Raw genomic sequence first — 17,791 nt, 5'->3', positions numbered from 1 at the left:
CGGACGAGTACGAGGACGAGGGCGAGGAGGAAGAGCCCGAGGACGAGTACGACGAGGACGAAGAGCCGGCCGACGAGGACGAGGACGAAGAGCCCGCGGACGAGTACGACGAGGACGAGTACGAGGACGAGGGCGAGGAGGAAGAGCCCGAGGACGAGTACGACGAGGACGAAGAGCCGGCCGACGAGGACGAGGACGAAGAGCCCGCCGACGAGTACGACGAGGACGAGTACGAGGACGAGGGCGAGGAAGAAGAGCCCGAGGACGAGTACGACGACGAGTACGAGGACGAGGAAGAACCCGAGAAGCGGCCTCGCCGCCGGGCGAGCTGAGCGAGCCGATCGGAAGGAAGAGACATGACCATCGCGGCCAACGGCCAACGCCGGTCCGGAGGGTATCTGGACCGGCCCGCCCCGAGCAGTCTCGCGGACGTCATCGACAGCATCCTCGACAAAGGGCTCGTCATCGACGCCTACGTGCGGGTCTCGCTGGTGGGGATCGAACTACTGACGATCGACGCACGCATCGTCATCGCCAGCGTCGACACCTACCTGCACTTCGCGGAGGCCACGAACCGGCTGGACCTGTACGAGAAGAGCAAGGACCTGCCCGAGGTCATCCAGGACATGACCGAGAGCACGGCGCAAGGCAAGTCGAAGGGCCTGCTCACCGGCGCCAAGGAAGCGCTGTTCGGCTCGGATTCCGACGAGGACGACCGGCAGCTCGAGCGGGGCGACGAGGACGAGGAAGGCGAGGAGTACGAGGAGGCGCGTCCGCGTCGTCGCCGCCCCGCCAAGAAGGCCGCGGCCCGTCGCCGGAGGACTGAGGAGTGAGCGTGACGACACCGGGCGACGTCGGCCTGGGGTGCTACGTTTACGGCATCGTGGGCGCGGATCTCGTCGTACCGCCCGACCTCAGGGGCATCGGCGACCAGGTCGTCGGCGTGGCGCCGTACGACGACGTCGCTGCCGTGATCAGCCTGGTGGACAGCGAGGAAGCACGCGCCGGCCGGGCCGACCTGCTCGCCCACGGCCGGGTGCTCGACACGCTCGCCGGACTCGGCCCGGTGATCCCCGTGCGCTTCGGATCCGTGCTGCAGAACCGGGACGCCGTCACGAGCGAACTGCTCGAACCCGATCACGAGCGCTTCAAGGTGATGCTCCGTGAGCTCACAGGGCGCGTGCAGTTCACCCTGCGGGCGCGGTACGAGGAGGAGCAGGTGCTGAGCGAGGTCGTCGCGGAGAACGCGGAGATCGCCCGGCTCCGCGAGCTGACCCGTGAGCAACCGGACGAGTCGACGTACGGCGCACGCGTCCGGCTGGGCGAGCTGGTCGCGCGGGCCCTGGAGGTCAAGAGCACCGAGGACGGGCGCACGCTGCTGGCCGAGCTCGACCGGCACGTGACCGCGCTGAACGTCCGGGAGAGCGCCGGGATCGACCGGCTGCTCGACGTCGCCGTCCTGGTCGAGGAGGCCCGCCGCGCGGAGTTCGAGCGTGCCGTCGAGGGCCTGGCCGAGAGGTTCGCGGGCCGTGCTCGGCTGAAGCTGATCGGCCCGACCGCGCCCTACGACTTCGTGGATGCGGAGGCGTGATGGGCCTGATGACGAACCTGCTGACGTGGCCGCTGGCGCCGGTGCGGGCCACGGTCGCGCTGGCCGAGCAGATTCGCCGGCAGGCCGAGGCCGAGTACTACGATCCGGCCCGGATTCGTCTGCAGCTGGAACAGATCGACGACCTCCGGGAGAGCGGTCAGCTCGACCCGGAGCAGGCCGCGATCTGGGAGGACGAACTGGTGAGCCGGCTCTCCGCACGACGCGAGGAGACCTGAGCTTCGATGGCAACTACCCGGAAGACCACGCAGAGCCGGACGCCGGCCAAGCGGAGCACCGCCAAGAAGAGCACCGCCAGGAAGAGCGCCGCCAAGAAGAGCGCCGCCGCGCCGCGGTCCGAGCCACAACCCAGGCCGGAACCCGCGGAACAGGCGGAGCCCAAGCCCCGGTCGCTACGCACGGTGGCGATCTCCGCCGCGCACGAACTCTCGGAGCTGATCGGGCAGAGCCCGGAGGGCATCGTCGCGGTCGAGAAGCGCGACGAGGGCTGGCTGGTCCAGGTCCAGGTCGTCGAGTCGCGCCGGATCCCGGCGACGACCGACATCCTGGCGGTCTACGAGGTCGAGGTCGCCGACGACGGTTCGGTCACCGGCTACCGGCGCGCGGACCGGTACGTCCGTGGACGGATCCAGGAGTAGACCGATGAGTGAGCCGACGATCTCCACGCGCCGCGCCGGGATGGACCGTTACGGGTACACCTCGCCGGCGCCGCGTCCGGAGGGCCTGGCCGACATCCTCGAGCGGGTCCTCGACAAAGGCATCATCATCGCCGGTGACATCAGGGTGAACCTCGTCGACGTCGAGTTGCTGACGGTCAAGATCCGGCTGCTCGTGGTGTCGGTGGACAAGGCGATGGAGATGGGCATCGACTGGTGGAAACGCGATCCGATGCTGTCGGCCGAGGCCGCCGACGCCAAGGAGCTGGCTGACGAGAACCGCGAGCTCCGCGCGCGGCTGGAGGAGCTGGAGCGCGATCGTGAGTGAGACAGGAACCTACGTCTACGCCGTGGGCCGGAACATCGACGAGGAGCCGTTGACCGGCCTGGAGGGGGTCGGTGACGCGCCGGTCCGGCTGCTCGGTCACCGGGAGCTGACGGCCGTGGTGAGCAGCGTCGACCTGGCCGAGTTCGGCGAGGCCGCCCTGCGGCGCAATCTCGAGAACCTCAGCTGGGTGGAGAAGACCGCGCGCCGGCACGACGAGATCGTCCGGCGGGCGGCGGCGATCACGACCGCGCTCGCACCGTTCCGGCTGGTCACGATCTACAAGTCCGACGACGCGGCGCGCGTCCGGCTCGAGGAGCTGTACGGCGACCTGGTCCGCGCGCTCGACCGGGTCGACCGGCGCAGCGAGTGGAGTGTGAAGGCGTTCTGCCGGGTGCAGCCCGGACCGTCTGCGCCCTCGGCGCCGGCGGGTTCCGGCGTCGCCTACCTGGAACGGCGCCGGGCCGAGATCCGGGACCGGCACGAGGCCGCGACCGAGCAGCAACTGCTCGCCGACCAGCTGTTCTGGGACCTGGTTCCCGCGGCCGCGGCGACCCGGCGGCTCTCGGCCCAGGACCAGCGGCTCAGCGGGCGCCGCGAGACGATGGCGCTGAACGTCGCGTTCCTCGTCGACGACGACCGCAGTACGGACTTCTTCGAGCTCGTGGACGCGACGCGGGCCAGGTACCCCTCGCTCGACGTCGAGGTGAACGGGCCGTGGCCGCCGTACTCGTTCGCGGTACTGGACCAGTCATGACCGTCCAGGCCTCCGCGACGACGGCGGCAGAGCCGAGCCTGGTCGACCTCCTCGACCGGCTGCTCGGCAAGGGCGTCGTGATCACCGGCGACGTCGTGGTGTCCCTGGCCGAGGTCGACCTGGTGCGCATCCAGCTCTCGGCGGTGATCGGCTCGGTCCGTGAGGAAATGGGGATGCATGACTGAACCTGTGCTGCCGCTGGCCGATCGGATCGAGGCCAACGCCGACAACGTCGAACGCGAGCTGCTCAAGCTCGTGCTGACGATCGTCGAGCTGGTCCGCCAGTTGATGGAACGGCAGGCCATCCGCCGGATGGACCAAGGTGACCTCAGCACGGCACAGGTCGAGGAGCTCGGGCTCGGCCTGATGCGACTCGAGGAGGCTATGACCGCGCTGCGCGAGCAGTTCGGTCTGAGCGCGACCGACCTCAACATCGATCTCGGCCCGCTCGGCTCACTCCTGCCGGAATAGGTCTGGACGTGGTGATGATGAAGGTACTTCGAGGAATCGGTGCGGCACTGATCTGGCTGCTCGCGACGGTCGTGATGATCCTGGCGGCGGTGCTGTGCATCACCCTCGTGCTGCTGCCGCTCGGTCTGCCCCTGATGGCGCTGGGGCTTCGCCTGTACGGGTACGGCGTACAGCTGCTCGTCCCGTCGGCGCCCGAGGTGAAGCGCGGGATGCGCAAACGTCTCGGGCTGCGCGCGCACGGCGACCTGTCGGGTGATGCCCACCGGGCCGGCAAGCGGGTCCGCAAACGCGGCAAGAAGGCCGGCCGCAAGCTGCGGAAGAAGACCGGCCGGGTGGCCGGAGCCGTCGGAGGCTGACGATGAAACTCGTGATGAGACTGGTCGTGAACGCGGTGGCGCTGGCCGTCGCCGCTTGGCTGCTCCAGGGCATCACGTTCAGCGGTTCGAGTACGGCGGGCAAGGTGGTCACGCTGATCGTGGTCGCCGCGATCTTCGGTCTGGTGAACGCGTTGATCAAGCCGCTGGCCACCCTCCTGTCGCTGCCGTTCATCATCCTCACGCTCGGCCTGCTGATCTTCGTCATCAACGCTTTGATGCTGCTGCTGACGTCGTGGATCAGTGACCTGCTCGACATCCCGTTCACGGTGGACGGTTTCGGTACGGCGCTGATCGGCGCGCTGATCATCACCGTGGTCAGCTGGCTGATGAACGTCGTACTCCCGGACAAACTCGAGACGAACTGACCGCGAGGAGGCACCATGTCCAAGGATTCACTGGGCGACAAGCTCGAACGACAGGTCGAGAATCTCAAGACCGGTCTCAAGGACGTCGCACACAAGTTCACCGCGCCCGACCCGGACCCGCACACCGAAGGCACGGCCGCAGCCATCACCCGCGCGCGGGTGCGTGTGCGTGGGCGGGAACCGTCGAAGGACGAGCTGTACGCGGACGCGAAGCGCCTCGGCATCAAGGGACGCTCGAAGATGACGAAGGCCGAGCTCGCGAAGGCCGTCCGGCGTTCGTCCTGAACACCACGAGCGACGGGACCGCCTCGCGCCTGCTGGGCGGGGGCCGGTCCCGTGCCTCGATCAGTAGCCGTGGGCCTGGCTTTCGCGGGTCAGCTCGTCGCGCTTCATCTCGGCCTCGCGCTGATGGCGGCGGCCGTCGAGGAGGCGTTGCCGCACCGCGCGCTCGGCGGCGACGAACGGTTCGTAGTACGTCTCGTCGTAGTCCTCCACGATCTGGAAGGTCCAGCGACGCTCGTTGACGTTACGGCCGAAGATCGTCTCCTCGATTGTCTCCGCCAGTTCGTCGTGGCCGGCTTGCCGCAGCATCCCGACCGCCCGCTCCACCTCGTTGTCGCCCTTACCGGTCAGCTGATGAAACTCGTAGAGCGCACCACGCGCGCGAATCACCGTCTCGAGAGCCAGCGTCAGCGCGCCGACCGCCTCGACCGTCTCGTCACTGACCCCGTCGGGCCGCTGTAGTTCCGGTGGCAAGTCGTCCATGCCCTCGCGGTACCCACACCACGCCTTGTTTACAGCCGTTCGCAGCGGGCACCTGGCGGCCGTGCTCGGCCTGGTCGACCTCCTGGGGATCCCGCGCGGGACGAAGGCGTTCCGGACCGGGATCACCCACATGAGCCTCAACCTGACGGTCGTGATCCTGTTCGCGATCAACTTCGCCGTACGGGCCGGACAGGATTACGAGAAAGCCAGCGTGTTCGGCTTCGTCCTCAGCCTGATCGGGCTCGCGCTGCTCGGTGCCTCCGGCTGGCTCGGCGGCAAACTTGCCTACCGGTACGGCGTCCGCGTCGCCGACGAACAGACCCAGCGTGAAGGCTTCACCGGCCGATGACGCTGGGCTGTTCGCGGCCACCGGAAGGCCTCGGCCTCGGCGCGCGGTCAGCTCGGCTCGGAGATCTCGCTGACTGTGCGGCCGGCGCGGCCCGGCGACGCCTGGATCACGTCGGCCTGGGCGAGCATGCCGACCAGGTCGTGCCCGTCGATGACCGGGAGCCGCCGTACCTGATGCTCCTCCATGGTGCGCAGAGCCTCCTCGAGGGAGTCGTCCGCGCCGATCGTCACCGGCTTGCCCTGGGCGAAGACACCGGCCGTGGTCTGCGCCGGGTCGCCTCCGTCGGCGATGCATTTCACCACGATGTCGCGGTCGGTCAGCATGCCTTTCAGCCGGTTGTCCTCGCCGCAGATGGGCAGCGCCCCGACATTCAGCTCGCGCATCTTCCGCGCGGCGTCGACCAGACTTTCCTTCTCACCCACGCACTCCGCGCCCGGCGTCATGAGATCTCGTGCGGTCGTCATGTCGATCATCCTCCTCAGGAGTCCGCTGACACGCCCCCGCGGTGCCCACCCGGCCCACCAGGAAACAGCCGAGGTCAGAATCAGCCGTAGCGGACGGTTGTGCGGTCCGGCGCGGTCCACTTGGTCAGGAGGTTGTCGGCGAAGAGGTCGTCGAGGGTGAGGGCGCAGCGGGCGCCGAAGAGTACGCCGGGGAGTGCCTCGGGGTGTTGGCGGACGTAGCTGCCGCACAGGTCGTGGGCCGCTATCTGTTCGTGGACCGCGTCGGCTTCTACGTGTTCGGTGAAGTAGCGGGCCGCTTCCTCCGAGGCGCCGAGCCGGATGGCGCCCGTCGCGTACTGGCGGTTGGGGAGTGTCGACGTCATCTCGAGCGCGGCGAGGTGGCCGAGCAGTGCCGCGGTCCACCGGCAGTGGATCGCGAACAGCGACATCACGTTCGACAACGCCAGGGTTACCGCCGGTACGTCGGGGACGTAGCGGCCGTAGGTGTCGTCGAGGTCGAGCCAGCGCATCGTCGTACGGAACAGCTCCGAATGCATCCGCTCGGCCCGCCCGCCGCCGTACTCGTCGGCCTCGATCTCGACCAGCGCCGCCTTCGCCGGGCCGTCGAGACGGGCGATGCCGAAGCTGTGCGGATCGGCCTCCTTGAGCTGGTACACGGACCTGTTCAGCACGAACTCACGGAACTGCTCGCGGGTCGCATGCCGACGCAGGTACGGCGCGAACCGCGGCCCGTCCGCCTCGGTGATCAAGCCCCGCAGCTGCTCCGCGACCGGCCGCTCGTCCGCCGGGACCCGGCAGGTGGCCTGCAACCAGCCGATCCACGGCCGCTCGGCCCGGCTACGGAACGCGACGATCGCCGGATCCCATTGCAGCTCGGGATCGACGCCGTCGAAGCCGCGGTACTGCAGCTCGTACGAGACCCAGAGCGCGAGCTGCAGATCGTCGTCGGCGTACGGGAGATCGCGGACGCCGACCTCCGGACCGCCGCCGCTCGCAGTGTCGCCGTGCGTGAGTCTGTCGTTCAGCCAGGCGGTGAGCGGTCCGCGCGGCGGTGGTAGCTGCATACGGGACCGGTACCCGCGGGATAACCGTGGATTCCGGTGGATTCCGGTGGGTACCGCGCTGTCATGACCGAGATCCGTGCCTACCCGGACGGTCCGTTGCTGGTCCGCGGCGAGTTCGAACTCCTGGACGAGAACGGCGATCCGCTGCCGGCCACCCGCCGTACCGTCGCTCTCTGCCGCTGCGGCCGCACCAGCATCCCCCCACTCTGCGACGGCACGCACACGCTGCCGATCAGAAAGCCGCCGCAGACGCCCGAATAAGGCCTGGCGGCTTCATGGTGTGAAGACGTCCGCCAGCCAGGGCATGAGTTTGTGCGGGCCGAGTGCTCGGAGTTGTTCCACGGGCGGGTCGGCCACCAACGCCCGTACGTCGTCCAGGTCGCCCGATGCGTAGGGCTCCGCGGCGTCGATGAGGTCGTAGAGGCAACGGCCGGTGGAGCGGGTCGCGCCGGTGCGCAGGTCGAGCAGTTCGCCTCGGACGCCGTACCGCAGCGCCGCCCATCGGTTCTCCGCGATCCGCCACGTCGGCGCCGGAGGCGGCAGTTCGCCGCGGCGGTACAGGTCGGTGAGCCGAGCGGCGAGCGCGGACACGAACCGGACGATCGCCTCGGTCTGATCCGACGTCGCCTGGACGTCGAGGACGCGCAACTCCAGCGTTCCGTACCGGCTGTGCGGGCGCAGCTCCCACCACCATTCGGACTCACGCCCTCGAACAGCCCACTCCAGGTCCTCGGCGAACTGCTTCCACGACGCGATGATCGGCGGCACACCTTGGCGGGGCAGCTCGGAGGCGATGATCGGCCGGACCGAGCACAGCCCCGTGTCCCGCCCGGCGACGAACGGTGCCGCGCCCGCAAGCGCGGCCAACTCGGGCAGCAGATCCCGCAGCGCGAGATAGACGCCCAACGTGCAGTCGGCGTCGCCGAAGGCTAGGTGGATCTGCAGCGAGGACACCAGTTGCCGGCCGATCGCCTCGCCGTACCGAGCCTTCAGCCCCGCGGCGCGGTCGGTGGGTGCGAGCGCGACCGGAAGGTCGGCCAGCGGATGCACCGCTGCGGCGATCGGGACCACATCCGCAGGGCAGGCTGCGGCGATCCGAGCGCGCCCCCACCGCAGTTCGTCGACGGCGTCCACCGCGCTCATGTGCACCGACGTCGCGATCTCCACCTGGCAGGAGGGCAGCTCCTGCTTCACCCTCTGGTCGCCGATCTCCGCCACCACGTCGGCGGCCGGCGCGGGCAGCCAGGTGCCCCGCCGTACCAGCAGGACTTCTTCCTCGAGGCCGATCGTTCCGGCGACGGTACGGTCGAACACCGAGCGGACGCAGTGCGGACCGGCCTCCTCGGCGTGCATCGGACGCAGCTAACTACTCGGGCTTGGCGAGCGGTTCGGTGGCTGGACCGTCCAGAACCGCGCCGTCGGGTGCAAAGCGGGAGCCGTGGCAGTTGCAGTCCCAGGTCGTGTCGCCCTCGTTCCAGCGCAGCGGACAGCCCAGGTGGGTGCAGACGGGTACGACGGTGTGCAGCCGCCCTTCATGGTCCAGGTATGCGCCGACGGTCTTGCCGTCAAGGTCGTAGAGGCCGCCTTCACCGACCTCAACGTGATCGAGGCCAGAACCGAGCAGTCGACGGAGATGGCCCGCGGCGAACTCCTTGCCCACCTTCAGGTTGTCCTGCACGAGCTTCGCCACCGATCGTGGGTCGCCGATCCGGCCGGCGTCGAACAGCGCGCTCCACCGGTTGTCGCGATTCATGACGAGGTCGCGAAGGATGCCCGCGGCGACAGTTCCGTTGCTGAGCCCCCATTTGTGCATGCCGGTGGCGATCAGGACCGGTGAGCCCGGTGCCTTCCCGACGTACGGGAGCTGGTCCGGGGTGCTGTAGTCCTCGGCCGACCACCGGTACTCCGGCTGCACCCTCGTGCCCCACAGCTGCTCGATCCAGTCGACGAGGCCCTGGTACGACGCGTTCGTCTCCTCCTCGGCGCCCGTCTCGTGGTCGCCGCCGACCACGATCAGCCCGTTCGGGCCGCCGCCCGGCCACGGCCTGGTCGATCGGGTCGGCGCGTCGGCGGAGATCGTCATCGCTGTGGGCGCAGCGACGGGCAGCCGGACGGCGATGCCGTGGGACTGGTTCGGCCGGGTCCGCGCGAAGTACCCGCCCAGCGTTCCGAACGGCAACAGCGTCGCGACGACGGCATGGCGGGCCGCGACGTGCTGCCCGGCTTGGGTCTGCGCTGCGACGCCGTCGCCTTTCGCGTCGACATCGGTCACGCGGGTCTGCTCGAAGATCCGCCCGCCGGCGGCGCTGAACGCGGCCGCCAGACCGCCCAGGTAGCGGGCCGGGTGCAGCATGACCTGATCGTCGAATCGGACAGCAGCAGCGGCGGTGACCGGAAGTCCCATCTCGGCTGGGTCGGCGGAGTGCGCGGGAAGACCGAGCTCTCGCGCCACCTCCGCCTCGCGGTCCAGGTCGGTGTCACCGGTGGAGTAGACGAACGACGGCCCGCGGCCGAGCTCGCAGTCGATCCCGAGTCGGCGGGTGAGTTCCTCGACCTCGTCGACGGCTTCCTGGTTCGCCGTTGCGTACTGCTGGGCGGTGTCACGGCCGTGCCGGTCCAGCAACGCGGCATAGATTGCGCCGTGCTGGGACGTGACCTTGCCCGTGGTGTTTCCGCTCGTTCGCGCACCGATCCGCCCACCTTCGAGCAGGACGACGCCGAGCCCCTCCTGCCGCAGATACAGCGCGGTCGTGAGTCCGATGATGCCGCCGCCCACGACGACGACGTCGGTCTCCTGGGCGGCGTCGAGCGGCTCGTACGTCGGCAGGTCGGCGGTGCCCAGCCAGACGGAGTTCTGGATCGTCATGACCAGCCGGTGCCCGGATGCGCCGCCGCCAACCTCCCGCCGTACGCGGGCCGGTCGGACCACCAGGTCAGTAGCCGGGGAGGAACAGGCAGAACAGGTGGCCGTGCGGGTCGCGCATGACCCGCACGCCGTCGGGTTGCGGTTGGTGCGTTTCAAGGCCGGCGCCCAGGCCGAGAGCGCGCTCGACCTCCCGCTCGAGGTCGTCGACCTGGATGTCCAGATGGGCCTGCATCTGCTGCGTTCCGGGTCCTTGGGGCCAGACCGGTGGCACATGGTCCGACTCCAGTTGGAAGCTCAAGCCGGGCCGCTCGCTGTCGGGGTGGCGCAAGCGCACCCATTCAGGCTCCCTGCTGACCTCTATCCATCCCAGCAGCTCTTTGTAGAAGTCGGCCAGCCGCTCCGGATCCGGAGTACCGAGGACCGTGGCGGCGAGGTCCGCACTCATACCGTCACCTTTCGCTGCGCCGAACGTGACACCGAGATCTCCGTCGCGTCAGCGATCGGCGCGCTTGTGCACAGTCTTCTCGAGCTCCTCCTTGGACAGACCGGAGGTGCCGGCGATGTCGGCGTTCCTGGCCTGCTTGGCCAGCTGTTCCTTCGTCATGTCGCCGGGCTGCTCGCCGAGGTGCTGTTTGCGGCTGGCGGCGAACGCCTCACCGAGCTCCGCCCTGCGCTCGTCGGACAGGTTGGAGCGCATCCCCGGCAGGACCTTGGTCTCCTCCTCCTCGACGTGGTGGGAGACAGCGTCGACGAGATTCTGCAGAACCTTGTCGAAGTCGGCCGAGGTCGGGTCGGTGGCAGCGAGCCTGGCGAGGAGTTGGTCGGCCTCGATGTGTTCCTGCTGGCTGTGCGAGACCTCTTCCTTCTCGCCGGCCTCGGACGCCGCCACGGGATACACCTCGGCCTCTTCGGCGCGACTGTGTGCCGTCAGCAACGTGGTCAGTACGGGCAGCAGCGTGGGACGCTTCTCCGGGCTGTCCTTCAACTCGTCGAACAACCGCTCGACCTCACGGTGATCCTGCATGATCAGATCGACAACGTCGGCGCTCATCGCAGCTCCTCCCAGAGACTCAAGATGCACCGATCGGTACCCGTCTCGCCCTGGCTCATGCGCACGAAGCCGCTCCCGAATCCACTCTTGGTCACCGCAGGTTTGCGGTCCGGGTACCTGCCTGTTGCGTCAGGGAGGTTCAGCTACTGGTGGCGCGGAGCGGGTGAGTGCAGCGAGAAGCGCGCGCCGGGTCTCCTCAGCCCGCGCCACGTCGCACTCCTCGCTGTCCCGGCCTGCGGCGTTGCATAGAGTCGCGCGATGCGGGCACCGGCCGATCTCGGATCGACGGAGGGACAGACGATGCGCTCAGTGGTGATCACCGGCGCCGGCAGCGGTATCGGCGCGGCGACCACGATCGTTCTCGACCGTGAGGGCTGGCGCGTCTTCGCCGGCGTTCACGACGACCGCGAGGCCGCGGTGCTCGACAGGCAGACATCGCAGCGGGTGAGTGTCCATCCGCTCGACGTCGTCAGTCCTGATTCGATCGACGGCTTCGCCGGAGCGGTCGATCTGGCGCTCGGCGGGGACGGGTTGCACGCACTCGTCGACAACGCCGGCAAGGGCGTGCTCGGACCGCTCGAGACACTCCCCATCGCGAGTCTGCGGGATCAGCTCGAGGTCAATGTGCTCGGTCAGGTCGCCGTGACGCAGAAGTTCCTGCCGCTGCTCCGGCGTACCGAGGGATCGCGGATCGTCCTGGTCGGGTCGGTCGGCGGCCGCGTGGCGACCGGATTCGCGGGTGCCTACCACGCGTCGAAGTACGCGCTCGAAGCCATTGCGGACGCGTGGCGGCAGGAGCTGCGGCCGGAAGGCGTCCACGTGGTGCTGGTGGAGCCCGGGCCGCTGGCGACCCCGATCTGGTCGAAGGCGGCGAAGACCCTCGACGCGTTGCCGCCGAGCGCGGTGTACGCCGAGCGGCTCGCCGAGGTGCGCAAGCGCGTGGAGCACCGTGGGAAGGCCAGCACCGGACCAGCGGCAGGCGTGCGGCTGATCCGCCAAGCCGTCAGCGCGGACCGGCCGCGGACGCGGTACGCCAACGGCGTCGTCGGAACCGTGTTGCCGAAGGTCCGGCGCCTGGTACCGGACCGGCTGTTCGACCAACTGGCGCTGCGCGCGACAACCGGGCAGTCAGCCGGCGGTTCGTGACGGCGCCAGGTCATGGCTTGGTGGTACGTGATCGCGATCTGCGGCGTAGCGCCGCAATCGCCACCAGTGGGACTCCGGCGGCCACCAGCGCCAGCAGCACCAGCGGGGCTCGATCCCAGTCGTTGACGTCACCATCGGCAGCACCCCGTGGCGAGGCGCTCGGTGAGGGCTCCGTGGACGGGCCTGCCAGAGGCTTCGCCATGGAGCTTGTGGAGTACCGCTGAGCGGACTGCGCGTCGCCGGCTGCCGTCCCGGCCGTGGCGACCGGACTGCCGCAGGCAAGCAACAGACACAGGGCCGCCAGCAATCCGGCGTCGAGCCCGTAACGTCCCCATTGCCTCGGGTGGATCCTCATCGCACGCCGGTACCCAGCACCGATCGTGAATAACATTCGCACAAGTTTGTCGCGTACAGCACCCGGACCCGGGGTACCGAGGCGGCGAAGGGACAGGTGATCAGGACAAATGGCCGATGACGACGGCTCGGTCGCGACCGTGGCGAAGCTGGTCGAACGGGCGACGATCTGCATGTTCACCACCATGACGCCGGACGGACAGCACGTTGCGCGGCCGATGGCAGTGCAGGAGGTCGAGTTCGACGGCGACCTGTGGTTCTTCGCGTACGCCGAATCGGCGAAGGTCGGTGAGGTCGGCGCGAACCCGCAGGTCAACGTGTCGTTCTCGAACTCCAAGCAGAGCGAGTGGACCTCGATCGCCGGCCACGCCGAGGTGATCGTCGACCGGGCGAAGGCGGAGCAGCTGTGGTCCGCGCCGTTGAAGGCGTGGTTCCCCGACGGGCCGGAGACGGCAGGACTCGTCCTGCTCAAGGTCCATGCCGATACCGCGGAGTACTGGTCCGGGCCGAGCAGCAAGGTCGTACGGTTGCTGGGCGCCGCGCGTGCAGCCGTGACCCGCGATCCGGACAAGTTCCCGGGTGAGAACGAGACTGTCGACCTGTCAGGCAGCGCCTGATGAGCGCGCAGACGTTCCACCAGGGCGACGACGTCGAGTGGGACAGCCACGGCGGTACGGCGTACGGCAAGGTCGAACGCGCGATCACCGAACGGACCGAGGCCGGCGGGCGAACGGTCGACGCCTCACCCGACGAACCGCAGTACCTGGTACGCAGCGAGAAGTCGGACGGTACGGCGGTGCACAAACCGTCCGCCCTCCGTCGTAGGAGGTCGAAGTGACCGAGCAGGACGACGTACGGCGCGACTTCCACGACGTCGTGAACATGACGCCGAAACAGTTGGAGAAGTGGCTCGACACGGACGAGTCGAAGCGGGTCGGCCAGAAGTCCGGCTCGGGCTCGGAGTCGATCGGGCATCGCAGCGGCCGGCGCTTCATCGCCCTGCTGAACACCGCGCAGTAAAACAAAGCCCTGTAGGACAAACCCTTTGGAGGTAGAACGATGAGCACCATCACGCAGTCGATCGACGTGGACGTTCCGGTGACGACGGCGTACAACCAGTGGACGCAGTTCGAGTCGTTCCCGCAGTTCATGGAAGGCGTCGAAGAGATCCGGCAGTTGGATGCCACGCACAACCATTGGGTGGTCAAGGTCGGCGGCGCGACCCGGGAGTTCGACGCGACCGTGACCGAGCAGCACGCCGACGAGCGGGTGGCGTGGAAGTCGGACTCCGGTCCGCGGCACGCCGGTGTGGTGACGTTCCACAAGCTGTCCGACACCAGCAGCCGGGTGACCGCCCAGATGGACCTCGACCCCGAGGGCTTCCTGGAGAAGGTCGGCGACAAGGCCGGTGTCGTCGAGGGCCGCGTGAAGGGTGACCTCCAGCGCTTCAAGGAGTTCATCGAGAGCCGCGGCACCGAGACCGGAAGCTGGCGGGGCGACGTACCGCGGTAGTGGCCGCGGTTATCGCTTCGGCCTCGGGCCGGCCGACCGGAGCAACCAGGGCTCGTTGCCGCGGTCAATCAATTCGATCCGGCGGGCCGCACGACCCGCGTCACGACGACCGTGACGCACTGGGGGCGTACCACCGGGCCGTCAGTCCGGCGGCTCAACAGGCTCGCCTTGGCCGGCGTCGGTGACGTCCTGGTCGTCCGGCGGGCGCCGCTCGCCCTCGTGATCGGCGTCAGTCGACTCCGGCCCGGGGGAGGGTCGGCCTTCGTCGTGCTCCACCTGGTCGAAGTTCAGCCCGCCCTTGTCGAGTTCGCCACTCTCCAAGGCGTCATTCACCTCGGTGTCGGAAACGGTCCCGTGCTTGTCGTCGAGACCAGGCCGCTCGAAGCTCATGGTCCACCTCCACGTCCGGTGACTCGCTTGGACCCCCACCATCAGGACCGCTTCGAAACCAAGCCGCCCCGGGTGGAGGCGCACTCCGGTGCCCCGCGGCGCCGGCACTGAAACCTTGCTGCCGGGGACCGGTGAGCCGAGTCGAAGTGCTCCGCGCCGGGCACCGAGATCGATTACCAGGACGAGACCCGGCCCTCGAGCTTGGCTGCACTCGGCCTGGCCGGTGCGGCCCGACGCGAAGCGATCCAGTACCGCACCTGTGCCCAGGCCCAATCCCCAGGCCGCGCTCGGATGATGCTCGGTCGCTTGGGTACCTGGAGCTCATGGACCACGACGAGAGCCCAGTTCTCGACGCGTTGGCGCAATACCACCGGCGGGACTACGCGAACTTCTGCCCACCCGGCCACAAACAGGGCCGGGGGACCGACAAAGCGGTTCTGGACGTCCTCGGCCCCGACGCTTTCAGGTCCGACCTGCTGGCGACCGGGGGCATGGACGATCGGCTCAGCCGCGGCAAGGTCCTCGAGCGGGCTCAGGAGCTGATGGCCGACGCCGTCGGCGCGGACCAGGCGTTCTTCTCGACCTGCGGGAGTTCGCTGTCGGTCAAGAGCGCGATGATGGCGGTCGCTGCCCCTGGCGATGCGATGCTGATCGGGCGGGACGCCCACAAATCGGTGATCGCCGGGCTGACCTTGACCGGGATCCGGCCGGTCTGGGTCCGGCCGCGGTGGGACGCCGAGCTGCATCTGGCGCATCCGCCGTCGCCGGAGTCCTTCGAGCAGGCACTGGAGGCGCATCCGGAGGTCGTCGGAGCGCTCGTCACCAGCCCCTCGCCGTACGGGACCTGCAGTGATCTCCAGGGGATCGCGGAGGTCTGTCACCGGCGCGGGAAACCGCTGATCGTGGACGAGGCCTGGGGCGCGCACCTGCCGTTCCACGACGACCTGCCCACCTGGGCGATGGACGCCGGCGCGGATGTGTGCGTGGTGTCGGTCCACAAGATGGGGGCGGGGTTCGAGCAGGGCTCGGTGTTCCATCTGCAGGGTGACCTGGTCGATCCGGTGCGGCTCAAGCAGAGTGCCGACCTGTTGTCGACGACGAGTCCGAACGTCTTGTTCTTCGCGGCGATGGACGGTTGGCGACGGCAGATGGTGCTGTTCGGCAAGGAGCTGCTCGGCGGAGTCCTCCGGCTGGCGCGGTCGACGCGTGGAGCGATCGACGAGCTGCCCGGGTTCGCCGTACTCGAGGACCGGCTGCTCGCCACCGAGGCGTCGCACGACCTCGACCCGTTGCAGATCATGATCGACACCCTGGACGCCGGCATCTCCGGTTATCAGGCCTCCGACTGGCTGCGGGCCGAACGGTCGGTCAACGTCGGACTGTCCGACCATCGGCGGATCGTCGCCCAGCTCACGTTCGCCGACGACCAGAAGTCCGCCGACCGGCTGGTGAGCGCGCTCGCGGACCTCACCCGCACGTCGTTGCCGGCGCCGAGGTCCGTCGTCCTTCCGGATCCGCGCGATCTGGAGCTGGAGTCCGTGATGTCGCCGCGCGAGGCGTTCTTCGCCGCCCAGGAGGCGGTACCCGCCGACGAGGCGGCAGGGCGGATCGCCGCGGAGCAGCTGACGCCGTACCCACCGGGTATCCCGGCGATCCTGCCGGGCGAGCGGATCACCGCCGGGGTGGTCGACTACCTGCGCTCCGGTGTCGCGGCCACGATGGCAGTCCCCGACGCGGCAGACCCGTCGGTGCGGACGATCCGGGTCGTCCAGTCTGCCTGACCTCGGCTCGTCGCCGGGTCCACGCCGACCTGTCAGCGGCTGGCGCGGTGTGTGCCTGGTGACTGACCGGGCGGGAGCCCGCGAGTGCGGATCAGCTGCTCGGCGACGTCGCGGAGCCGGGTGTTGTGGTCCTGGGAACAGCGCCGCAGGATCGCGAAGGCGCGTGCCTCGTCGACGTCGAAGCGTTCCATCAGGATCCCCATCGCCTGTCCGACGGCGGCCCGCGCATCGAGCGCGATATGCAGATCCATGTCGTGCTGCGCCTCGGACACCGCGAGCGCGACGTGCCGGGCCAGAAGACCCGCGATCGCCTCGTCGTCGTCACTGAAGGCCTGCGATTTCGTGCTGAACAGCGACAAGACGCCGATGGTGCGCTCTCGGTCCCGCATCGGCACGTGCAGCACGGATCCGATGCCCTCGGCCCTGGCGGCGGAGGCCCAGGTCGGCCAGCGGTGCTCACCGGTCACGTCGGGGACGTGGACGACCGTGTTCTCGGTCAACGCTTCGACCATCGGGCCGGTGCCGGTCTCGATCTGTAACTGGTAGAGCCGCATGACCAGCGCGTCGGTCACAGTGCCGATCTCGACACGATCACTGTGCGCGAGCAGGATCCCGGCCTGCTCGCAGTCGATCGCCTTGCGCGCGAAGTCGACCGCTGTCTCGGCGGTCTCTTTCACCCCTTCGGCGTCGTGCAGCTCCACTGCCAGCCGAGCCATGACCTCGGCCGCAGTGTTCTGAGAGCTCGATCGCAGCAGATCGGACCCACCGCCGGCATCCACCACCAGCGCACCGCCTTTCAAGGGGGCTACTTTCACCATCATGCCCCGGAGAGCCGGCAGGGGCACGAATGCGCACGAATTCGCCGGCCCTCGACCCGGCGGTGCGTGGCCCGTCCGCTAGGTGGAGCGGTTGGTCAACCGGTCGCGGAGGCGATCGACGAGGCCGACCCCGGGCCCGACGAGCTTGTGGAACAGTTCGGCGTTCGGGGCGCTGGGGTGTGGCCTGGTGGGTGCGATCTTCTTCGCCAGTTCGACCTTTTCCTTCAGCTGGACGAGCTCAGCGGCGGGGATGTGCGCCCGCAGCTGGGGGAACTGCTCGGTCTCCTCGTCCTGGACGTGGTCGACGAGAACTTGTTGCAGGTTCCGGAGGATGTCCTCGAATTCTGTGGTCCCCGCGTCGGCGCCCTCGAGCTGTTTCATCAGTTTCTCGAGTTCCTGGTGTTCCTGGATGTCGTGCTCGACGGCCTGGTCGCCGTCCGGGAGGTGGTCGCGCATCGCCGGGTACACGTACATCTCCTCTGCGACGGAGTGCCGTACCAGCTCCGCGATGAGCTGGTCGGCCAGGTCCCGGCGTTCGTCGGCACCCGCCGTCGCGCTGATCTGATTCGCGAGGTCCTGCGCCTCCCGGTGATCCGCGATCAGGACGTCGATCACGTCGGGTTCGGTGGCGTCGCCGGTGGAAGTCATCAGGTACTCCGTTGCTCGTGACG

At 68.8% G+C, this 17,791-nt stretch carries 30 protein-coding genes; 20 read left to right on the top strand and 10 right to left on the bottom strand.

Going from position 1 to position 17,791, the window contains the following annotated elements; genetic code table 11:
* From ABZX12_RS26960 to ABZX12_RS26905, 12 genes are all read left to right on the top strand, one after another.
* Window positions 1–332, top strand: a 332-nt coding sequence (locus tag ABZX12_RS26960) for a hypothetical protein (protein ID WP_355697501.1), incomplete at its 5' end; no start/stop codon positions are given.
* A gap of 24 nt (window positions 333–356) precedes the next feature.
* Complete coding sequence (gvpJ, locus tag ABZX12_RS26955) at window positions 357–833, top strand: gas vesicle protein GvpJ (RefSeq protein ID WP_355697500.1); 477 nt, start codon at window positions 357–359, stop codon at window positions 831–833.
* 2 nt (window positions 834–835) lie between these two features.
* Window positions 836–1,591: a GvpL/GvpF family gas vesicle protein gene (locus ABZX12_RS26950; protein ID WP_355697498.1), complete on the top strand. Its 756-nt coding sequence runs from the start codon at window positions 836–838 to the stop codon at window positions 1,589–1,591.
* 8 nt (window positions 1,592–1,599) lie between these two features.
* Window positions 1,600–1,827 (top strand): gas vesicle protein GvpG, encoded by a 228-nt coding sequence (locus ABZX12_RS26945; protein ID WP_355697496.1) that lies wholly within the window; start codon window positions 1,600–1,602, stop codon window positions 1,825–1,827.
* A gap of 6 nt (window positions 1,828–1,833) precedes the next feature.
* Complete coding sequence (locus ABZX12_RS26940; RefSeq protein ID WP_355697494.1) at window positions 1,834–2,247, top strand: gas vesicle protein; 414 nt, start codon at window positions 1,834–1,836, stop codon at window positions 2,245–2,247.
* Window positions 2,248–2,251: 4 nt separating this feature from the next.
* Window positions 2,252–2,593 carry a gas vesicle protein gene (locus ABZX12_RS26935; RefSeq protein WP_355697492.1) on the top strand — a complete coding sequence of 114 codons (342 nt, stop codon included), beginning with the start codon at window positions 2,252–2,254 and terminating at the stop codon, window positions 2,591–2,593.
* A complete protein-coding gene (locus tag ABZX12_RS26930) occupies window positions 2,586–3,347 on the top strand; it encodes a GvpL/GvpF family gas vesicle protein (RefSeq protein WP_355697490.1) in 762 nt (253 codons plus the stop codon). Before ABZX12_RS26935 ends, ABZX12_RS26930 begins: the two co-directional genes overlap by 8 nt.
* The gene (locus tag ABZX12_RS26925) at window positions 3,344–3,532 is read left to right on the top strand and encodes a gas vesicle protein (RefSeq protein WP_355697488.1); all 189 of its coding nucleotides are present in this window, start codon (window positions 3,344–3,346) and stop codon (window positions 3,530–3,532) included. Before ABZX12_RS26930 ends, ABZX12_RS26925 begins: the two co-directional genes overlap by 4 nt.
* A complete protein-coding gene (locus ABZX12_RS26920; protein WP_355697486.1) occupies window positions 3,525–3,818 on the top strand; it encodes a gas vesicle protein K in 294 nt (97 codons plus the stop codon). The genes ABZX12_RS26925 and ABZX12_RS26920 overlap by 8 nt, the downstream gene beginning before the upstream one ends.
* A gap of 17 nt (window positions 3,819–3,835) precedes the next feature.
* Window positions 3,836–4,174 (top strand): hypothetical protein, encoded by a 339-nt coding sequence (locus tag ABZX12_RS26915; protein ID WP_355697484.1) that lies wholly within the window; start codon window positions 3,836–3,838, stop codon window positions 4,172–4,174.
* Between the two features lie 2 nt (window positions 4,175–4,176).
* Window positions 4,177–4,560, top strand: a complete 384-nt coding sequence (locus ABZX12_RS26910; RefSeq protein WP_355697482.1) for a phage holin family protein — start codon at window positions 4,177–4,179, stop codon at window positions 4,558–4,560.
* A gap of 15 nt (window positions 4,561–4,575) precedes the next feature.
* Window positions 4,576–4,845 (top strand): hypothetical protein, encoded by a 270-nt coding sequence (locus tag ABZX12_RS26905; RefSeq protein ID WP_355697480.1) that lies wholly within the window; start codon window positions 4,576–4,578, stop codon window positions 4,843–4,845.
* A 60-nt stretch (window positions 4,846–4,905) separates the two neighbouring features.
* Here ABZX12_RS26905 and ABZX12_RS26900 read toward each other — a convergent pair whose 3' ends face one another.
* Complete coding sequence (locus ABZX12_RS26900) at window positions 4,906–5,325, bottom strand: hypothetical protein (RefSeq protein WP_355697478.1); 420 nt, start codon at window positions 5,323–5,325, stop codon at window positions 4,906–4,908.
* 25 nt (window positions 5,326–5,350) lie between these two features.
* Between ABZX12_RS26900 and ABZX12_RS26895 the strand changes: the two genes are divergently transcribed.
* Window positions 5,351–5,674, top strand: a complete 324-nt coding sequence (locus ABZX12_RS26895; protein WP_355697476.1) for a DUF2231 domain-containing protein — start codon at window positions 5,351–5,353, stop codon at window positions 5,672–5,674.
* A 47-nt stretch (window positions 5,675–5,721) separates the two neighbouring features.
* Here ABZX12_RS26895 and ABZX12_RS26890 read toward each other — a convergent pair whose 3' ends face one another.
* Together ABZX12_RS26890 and ABZX12_RS26885 are read right to left on the bottom strand one after the other, a co-directional pair.
* On the bottom strand, window positions 5,722–6,138 hold the full coding sequence (locus ABZX12_RS26890; protein WP_355697475.1) for a CBS domain-containing protein: 417 nt from the start codon (window positions 6,136–6,138) through the stop codon (window positions 5,722–5,724).
* 80 nt (window positions 6,139–6,218) lie between these two features.
* The gene (locus tag ABZX12_RS26885; protein WP_355697473.1) at window positions 6,219–7,202 is read right to left on the bottom strand and encodes an iron-containing redox enzyme family protein; all 984 of its coding nucleotides are present in this window, start codon (window positions 7,200–7,202) and stop codon (window positions 6,219–6,221) included.
* Window positions 7,203–7,265: 63 nt separating this feature from the next.
* Between ABZX12_RS26885 and ABZX12_RS26880 the strand changes: the two genes are divergently transcribed.
* A complete protein-coding gene (locus tag ABZX12_RS26880) occupies window positions 7,266–7,463 on the top strand; it encodes a CDGSH iron-sulfur domain-containing protein (RefSeq protein ID WP_355697471.1) in 198 nt (65 codons plus the stop codon).
* Between the two features lie 12 nt (window positions 7,464–7,475).
* Here the strand turns inward: ABZX12_RS26880 and ABZX12_RS26875 are convergent, their stop codons facing one another.
* From ABZX12_RS26875 to ABZX12_RS26860, 4 genes are all read right to left on the bottom strand, one after another.
* On the bottom strand, window positions 7,476–8,555 hold the full coding sequence (locus ABZX12_RS26875; RefSeq protein ID WP_355697469.1) for a glutamate-cysteine ligase family protein: 1,080 nt from the start codon (window positions 8,553–8,555) through the stop codon (window positions 7,476–7,478).
* A gap of 13 nt (window positions 8,556–8,568) precedes the next feature.
* Window positions 8,569–10,068, bottom strand: a complete 1,500-nt coding sequence (locus tag ABZX12_RS26870) for an FAD-dependent oxidoreductase (protein WP_355697468.1) — start codon at window positions 10,066–10,068, stop codon at window positions 8,569–8,571.
* 67 nt (window positions 10,069–10,135) lie between these two features.
* Complete coding sequence (locus ABZX12_RS26865) at window positions 10,136–10,513, bottom strand: VOC family protein (RefSeq protein ID WP_355697466.1); 378 nt, start codon at window positions 10,511–10,513, stop codon at window positions 10,136–10,138.
* 48 nt (window positions 10,514–10,561) lie between these two features.
* Window positions 10,562–11,119, bottom strand: coding sequence for a hemerythrin domain-containing protein (locus tag ABZX12_RS26860; protein WP_355697465.1), 558 nt, complete (start codon window positions 11,117–11,119; stop codon window positions 10,562–10,564).
* 300 nt (window positions 11,120–11,419) lie between these two features.
* Between ABZX12_RS26860 and ABZX12_RS26855 the strand changes: the two genes are divergently transcribed.
* The 5 genes from ABZX12_RS26855 to ABZX12_RS26835 all read left to right on the top strand — a co-directional run bounded on the left by ABZX12_RS26855 (window position 11,420) and on the right by ABZX12_RS26835 (window position 14,131).
* Window positions 11,420–12,265: an SDR family NAD(P)-dependent oxidoreductase gene (locus tag ABZX12_RS26855; RefSeq protein ID WP_355697463.1), complete on the top strand. Its 846-nt coding sequence runs from the start codon at window positions 11,420–11,422 to the stop codon at window positions 12,263–12,265.
* A gap of 464 nt (window positions 12,266–12,729) precedes the next feature.
* Window positions 12,730–13,236, top strand: a complete 507-nt coding sequence (locus tag ABZX12_RS26850) for a pyridoxamine 5'-phosphate oxidase family protein (RefSeq protein ID WP_355697461.1) — start codon at window positions 12,730–12,732, stop codon at window positions 13,234–13,236.
* On the top strand, window positions 13,236–13,457 hold the full coding sequence (locus tag ABZX12_RS26845; protein ID WP_355697459.1) for a DUF2945 domain-containing protein: 222 nt from the start codon (window positions 13,236–13,238) through the stop codon (window positions 13,455–13,457). The genes ABZX12_RS26850 and ABZX12_RS26845 overlap by 1 nt, the downstream gene beginning before the upstream one ends.
* Entirely contained in the window at window positions 13,454–13,639 is a 186-nt protein-coding gene (locus ABZX12_RS26840; RefSeq protein WP_355697457.1) for a DUF3140 domain-containing protein, read from the top strand. The genes ABZX12_RS26845 and ABZX12_RS26840 overlap by 4 nt, the downstream gene beginning before the upstream one ends.
* A gap of 39 nt (window positions 13,640–13,678) precedes the next feature.
* Window positions 13,679–14,131, top strand: a complete 453-nt coding sequence (locus ABZX12_RS26835; RefSeq protein ID WP_355697455.1) for an SRPBCC family protein — start codon at window positions 13,679–13,681, stop codon at window positions 14,129–14,131.
* A 141-nt stretch (window positions 14,132–14,272) separates the two neighbouring features.
* Here ABZX12_RS26835 and ABZX12_RS26830 read toward each other — a convergent pair whose 3' ends face one another.
* Entirely contained in the window at window positions 14,273–14,521 is a 249-nt protein-coding gene (locus ABZX12_RS26830) for a hypothetical protein (protein WP_355697454.1), read from the bottom strand.
* 323 nt (window positions 14,522–14,844) lie between these two features.
* Here ABZX12_RS26830 and ABZX12_RS26825 point away from each other — a divergent pair, with 323 nt between their 5' ends.
* On the top strand, window positions 14,845–16,302 hold the full coding sequence (locus ABZX12_RS26825; RefSeq protein WP_355697452.1) for an aminotransferase class I/II-fold pyridoxal phosphate-dependent enzyme: 1,458 nt from the start codon (window positions 14,845–14,847) through the stop codon (window positions 16,300–16,302).
* 32 nt (window positions 16,303–16,334) lie between these two features.
* Here the strand turns inward: ABZX12_RS26825 and ABZX12_RS26820 are convergent, their stop codons facing one another.
* Together ABZX12_RS26820 and ABZX12_RS26815 are read right to left on the bottom strand one after the other, a co-directional pair.
* Window positions 16,335–17,018 (bottom strand): GAF and ANTAR domain-containing protein, encoded by a 684-nt coding sequence (locus ABZX12_RS26820; RefSeq protein WP_355697451.1) that lies wholly within the window; start codon window positions 17,016–17,018, stop codon window positions 16,335–16,337.
* Window positions 17,019–17,198: 180 nt separating this feature from the next.
* Window positions 17,199–17,768 carry a hemerythrin domain-containing protein gene (locus ABZX12_RS26815; protein ID WP_355697449.1) on the bottom strand — a complete coding sequence of 190 codons (570 nt, stop codon included), beginning with the start codon at window positions 17,766–17,768 and terminating at the stop codon, window positions 17,199–17,201.
* Window positions 17,769–17,791 lie beyond the last annotated feature (23 nt).

It is taken from the genome of Kribbella sp. NPDC003505, assembly GCF_040610875.1.
Classification (GTDB): domain Bacteria; phylum Actinomycetota; class Actinomycetes; order Propionibacteriales; family Kribbellaceae; genus Kribbella.
The sequence above is the reverse complement of the archived record's forward strand: the minus strand, read 5'-3'. Positions and strand labels throughout refer to the sequence as shown.

Bases quoted from the DNA above. Each gene is read 5' to 3' on its own strand.
- gvpJ (WP_355697500.1), top strand. From the start codon at position 357: ATGACCATCGCGGCCAACGGCCAACGCCGGTCCGGAGGGTATCTGGAC.
- ABZX12_RS26945 (WP_355697496.1), top strand. From the start codon at position 1,600: ATGACGAACCTGCTGACGTGGCCGCTGGCGCCGGTGCGGGCCACGGTC.
- ABZX12_RS26940 (WP_355697494.1), top strand. From the start codon at position 1,834: ATGGCAACTACCCGGAAGACCACGCAGAGCCGGACGCCGGCCAAGCGG.
- ABZX12_RS26935 (WP_355697492.1), top strand. From the start codon at position 2,252: ATGAGTGAGCCGACGATCTCCACGCGCCGCGCCGGGATGGACCGTTAC.
- ABZX12_RS26925 (WP_355697488.1), top strand. From the start codon at position 3,344: ATGACCGTCCAGGCCTCCGCGACGACGGCGGCAGAGCCGAGCCTGGTC.
- ABZX12_RS26920 (WP_355697486.1), top strand. From the start codon at position 3,525: ATGACTGAACCTGTGCTGCCGCTGGCCGATCGGATCGAGGCCAACGCC.
- ABZX12_RS26915 (WP_355697484.1), top strand. From the start codon at position 3,836: ATGAAGGTACTTCGAGGAATCGGTGCGGCACTGATCTGGCTGCTCGCG.
- ABZX12_RS26910 (WP_355697482.1), top strand. From the start codon at position 4,177: ATGAAACTCGTGATGAGACTGGTCGTGAACGCGGTGGCGCTGGCCGTC.
- ABZX12_RS26905 (WP_355697480.1), top strand. From the start codon at position 4,576: ATGTCCAAGGATTCACTGGGCGACAAGCTCGAACGACAGGTCGAGAAT.
- ABZX12_RS26900 (WP_355697478.1), bottom strand. From the start codon at position 5,325: ATGGACGACTTGCCACCGGAACTACAGCGGCCCGACGGGGTCAGTGAC.
- ABZX12_RS26890 (WP_355697475.1), bottom strand. From the start codon at position 6,138: ATGACGACCGCACGAGATCTCATGACGCCGGGCGCGGAGTGCGTGGGT.
- ABZX12_RS26885 (WP_355697473.1), bottom strand. From the start codon at position 7,202: ATGCAGCTACCACCGCCGCGCGGACCGCTCACCGCCTGGCTGAACGAC.
- ABZX12_RS26880 (WP_355697471.1), top strand. From the start codon at position 7,266: ATGACCGAGATCCGTGCCTACCCGGACGGTCCGTTGCTGGTCCGCGGC.
- ABZX12_RS26875 (WP_355697469.1), bottom strand. From the start codon at position 8,555: ATGCACGCCGAGGAGGCCGGTCCGCACTGCGTCCGCTCGGTGTTCGAC.
- ABZX12_RS26870 (WP_355697468.1), bottom strand. From the start codon at position 10,068: ATGACGATCCAGAACTCCGTCTGGCTGGGCACCGCCGACCTGCCGACG.
- ABZX12_RS26865 (WP_355697466.1), bottom strand. From the start codon at position 10,513: ATGAGTGCGGACCTCGCCGCCACGGTCCTCGGTACTCCGGATCCGGAG.
- ABZX12_RS26860 (WP_355697465.1), bottom strand. From the start codon at position 11,119: ATGAGCGCCGACGTTGTCGATCTGATCATGCAGGATCACCGTGAGGTC.
- ABZX12_RS26855 (WP_355697463.1), top strand. From the start codon at position 11,420: ATGCGCTCAGTGGTGATCACCGGCGCCGGCAGCGGTATCGGCGCGGCG.
- ABZX12_RS26850 (WP_355697461.1), top strand. From the start codon at position 12,730: ATGGCCGATGACGACGGCTCGGTCGCGACCGTGGCGAAGCTGGTCGAA.
- ABZX12_RS26845 (WP_355697459.1), top strand. From the start codon at position 13,236: ATGAGCGCGCAGACGTTCCACCAGGGCGACGACGTCGAGTGGGACAGC.
- ABZX12_RS26835 (WP_355697455.1), top strand. From the start codon at position 13,679: ATGAGCACCATCACGCAGTCGATCGACGTGGACGTTCCGGTGACGACG.
- ABZX12_RS26830 (WP_355697454.1), bottom strand. From the start codon at position 14,521: ATGAGCTTCGAGCGGCCTGGTCTCGACGACAAGCACGGGACCGTTTCC.
- ABZX12_RS26825 (WP_355697452.1), top strand. From the start codon at position 14,845: ATGGACCACGACGAGAGCCCAGTTCTCGACGCGTTGGCGCAATACCAC.
- ABZX12_RS26820 (WP_355697451.1), bottom strand. From the start codon at position 17,018: ATGGCTCGGCTGGCAGTGGAGCTGCACGACGCCGAAGGGGTGAAAGAG.
- ABZX12_RS26815 (WP_355697449.1), bottom strand. From the start codon at position 17,768: ATGACTTCCACCGGCGACGCCACCGAACCCGACGTGATCGACGTCCTG.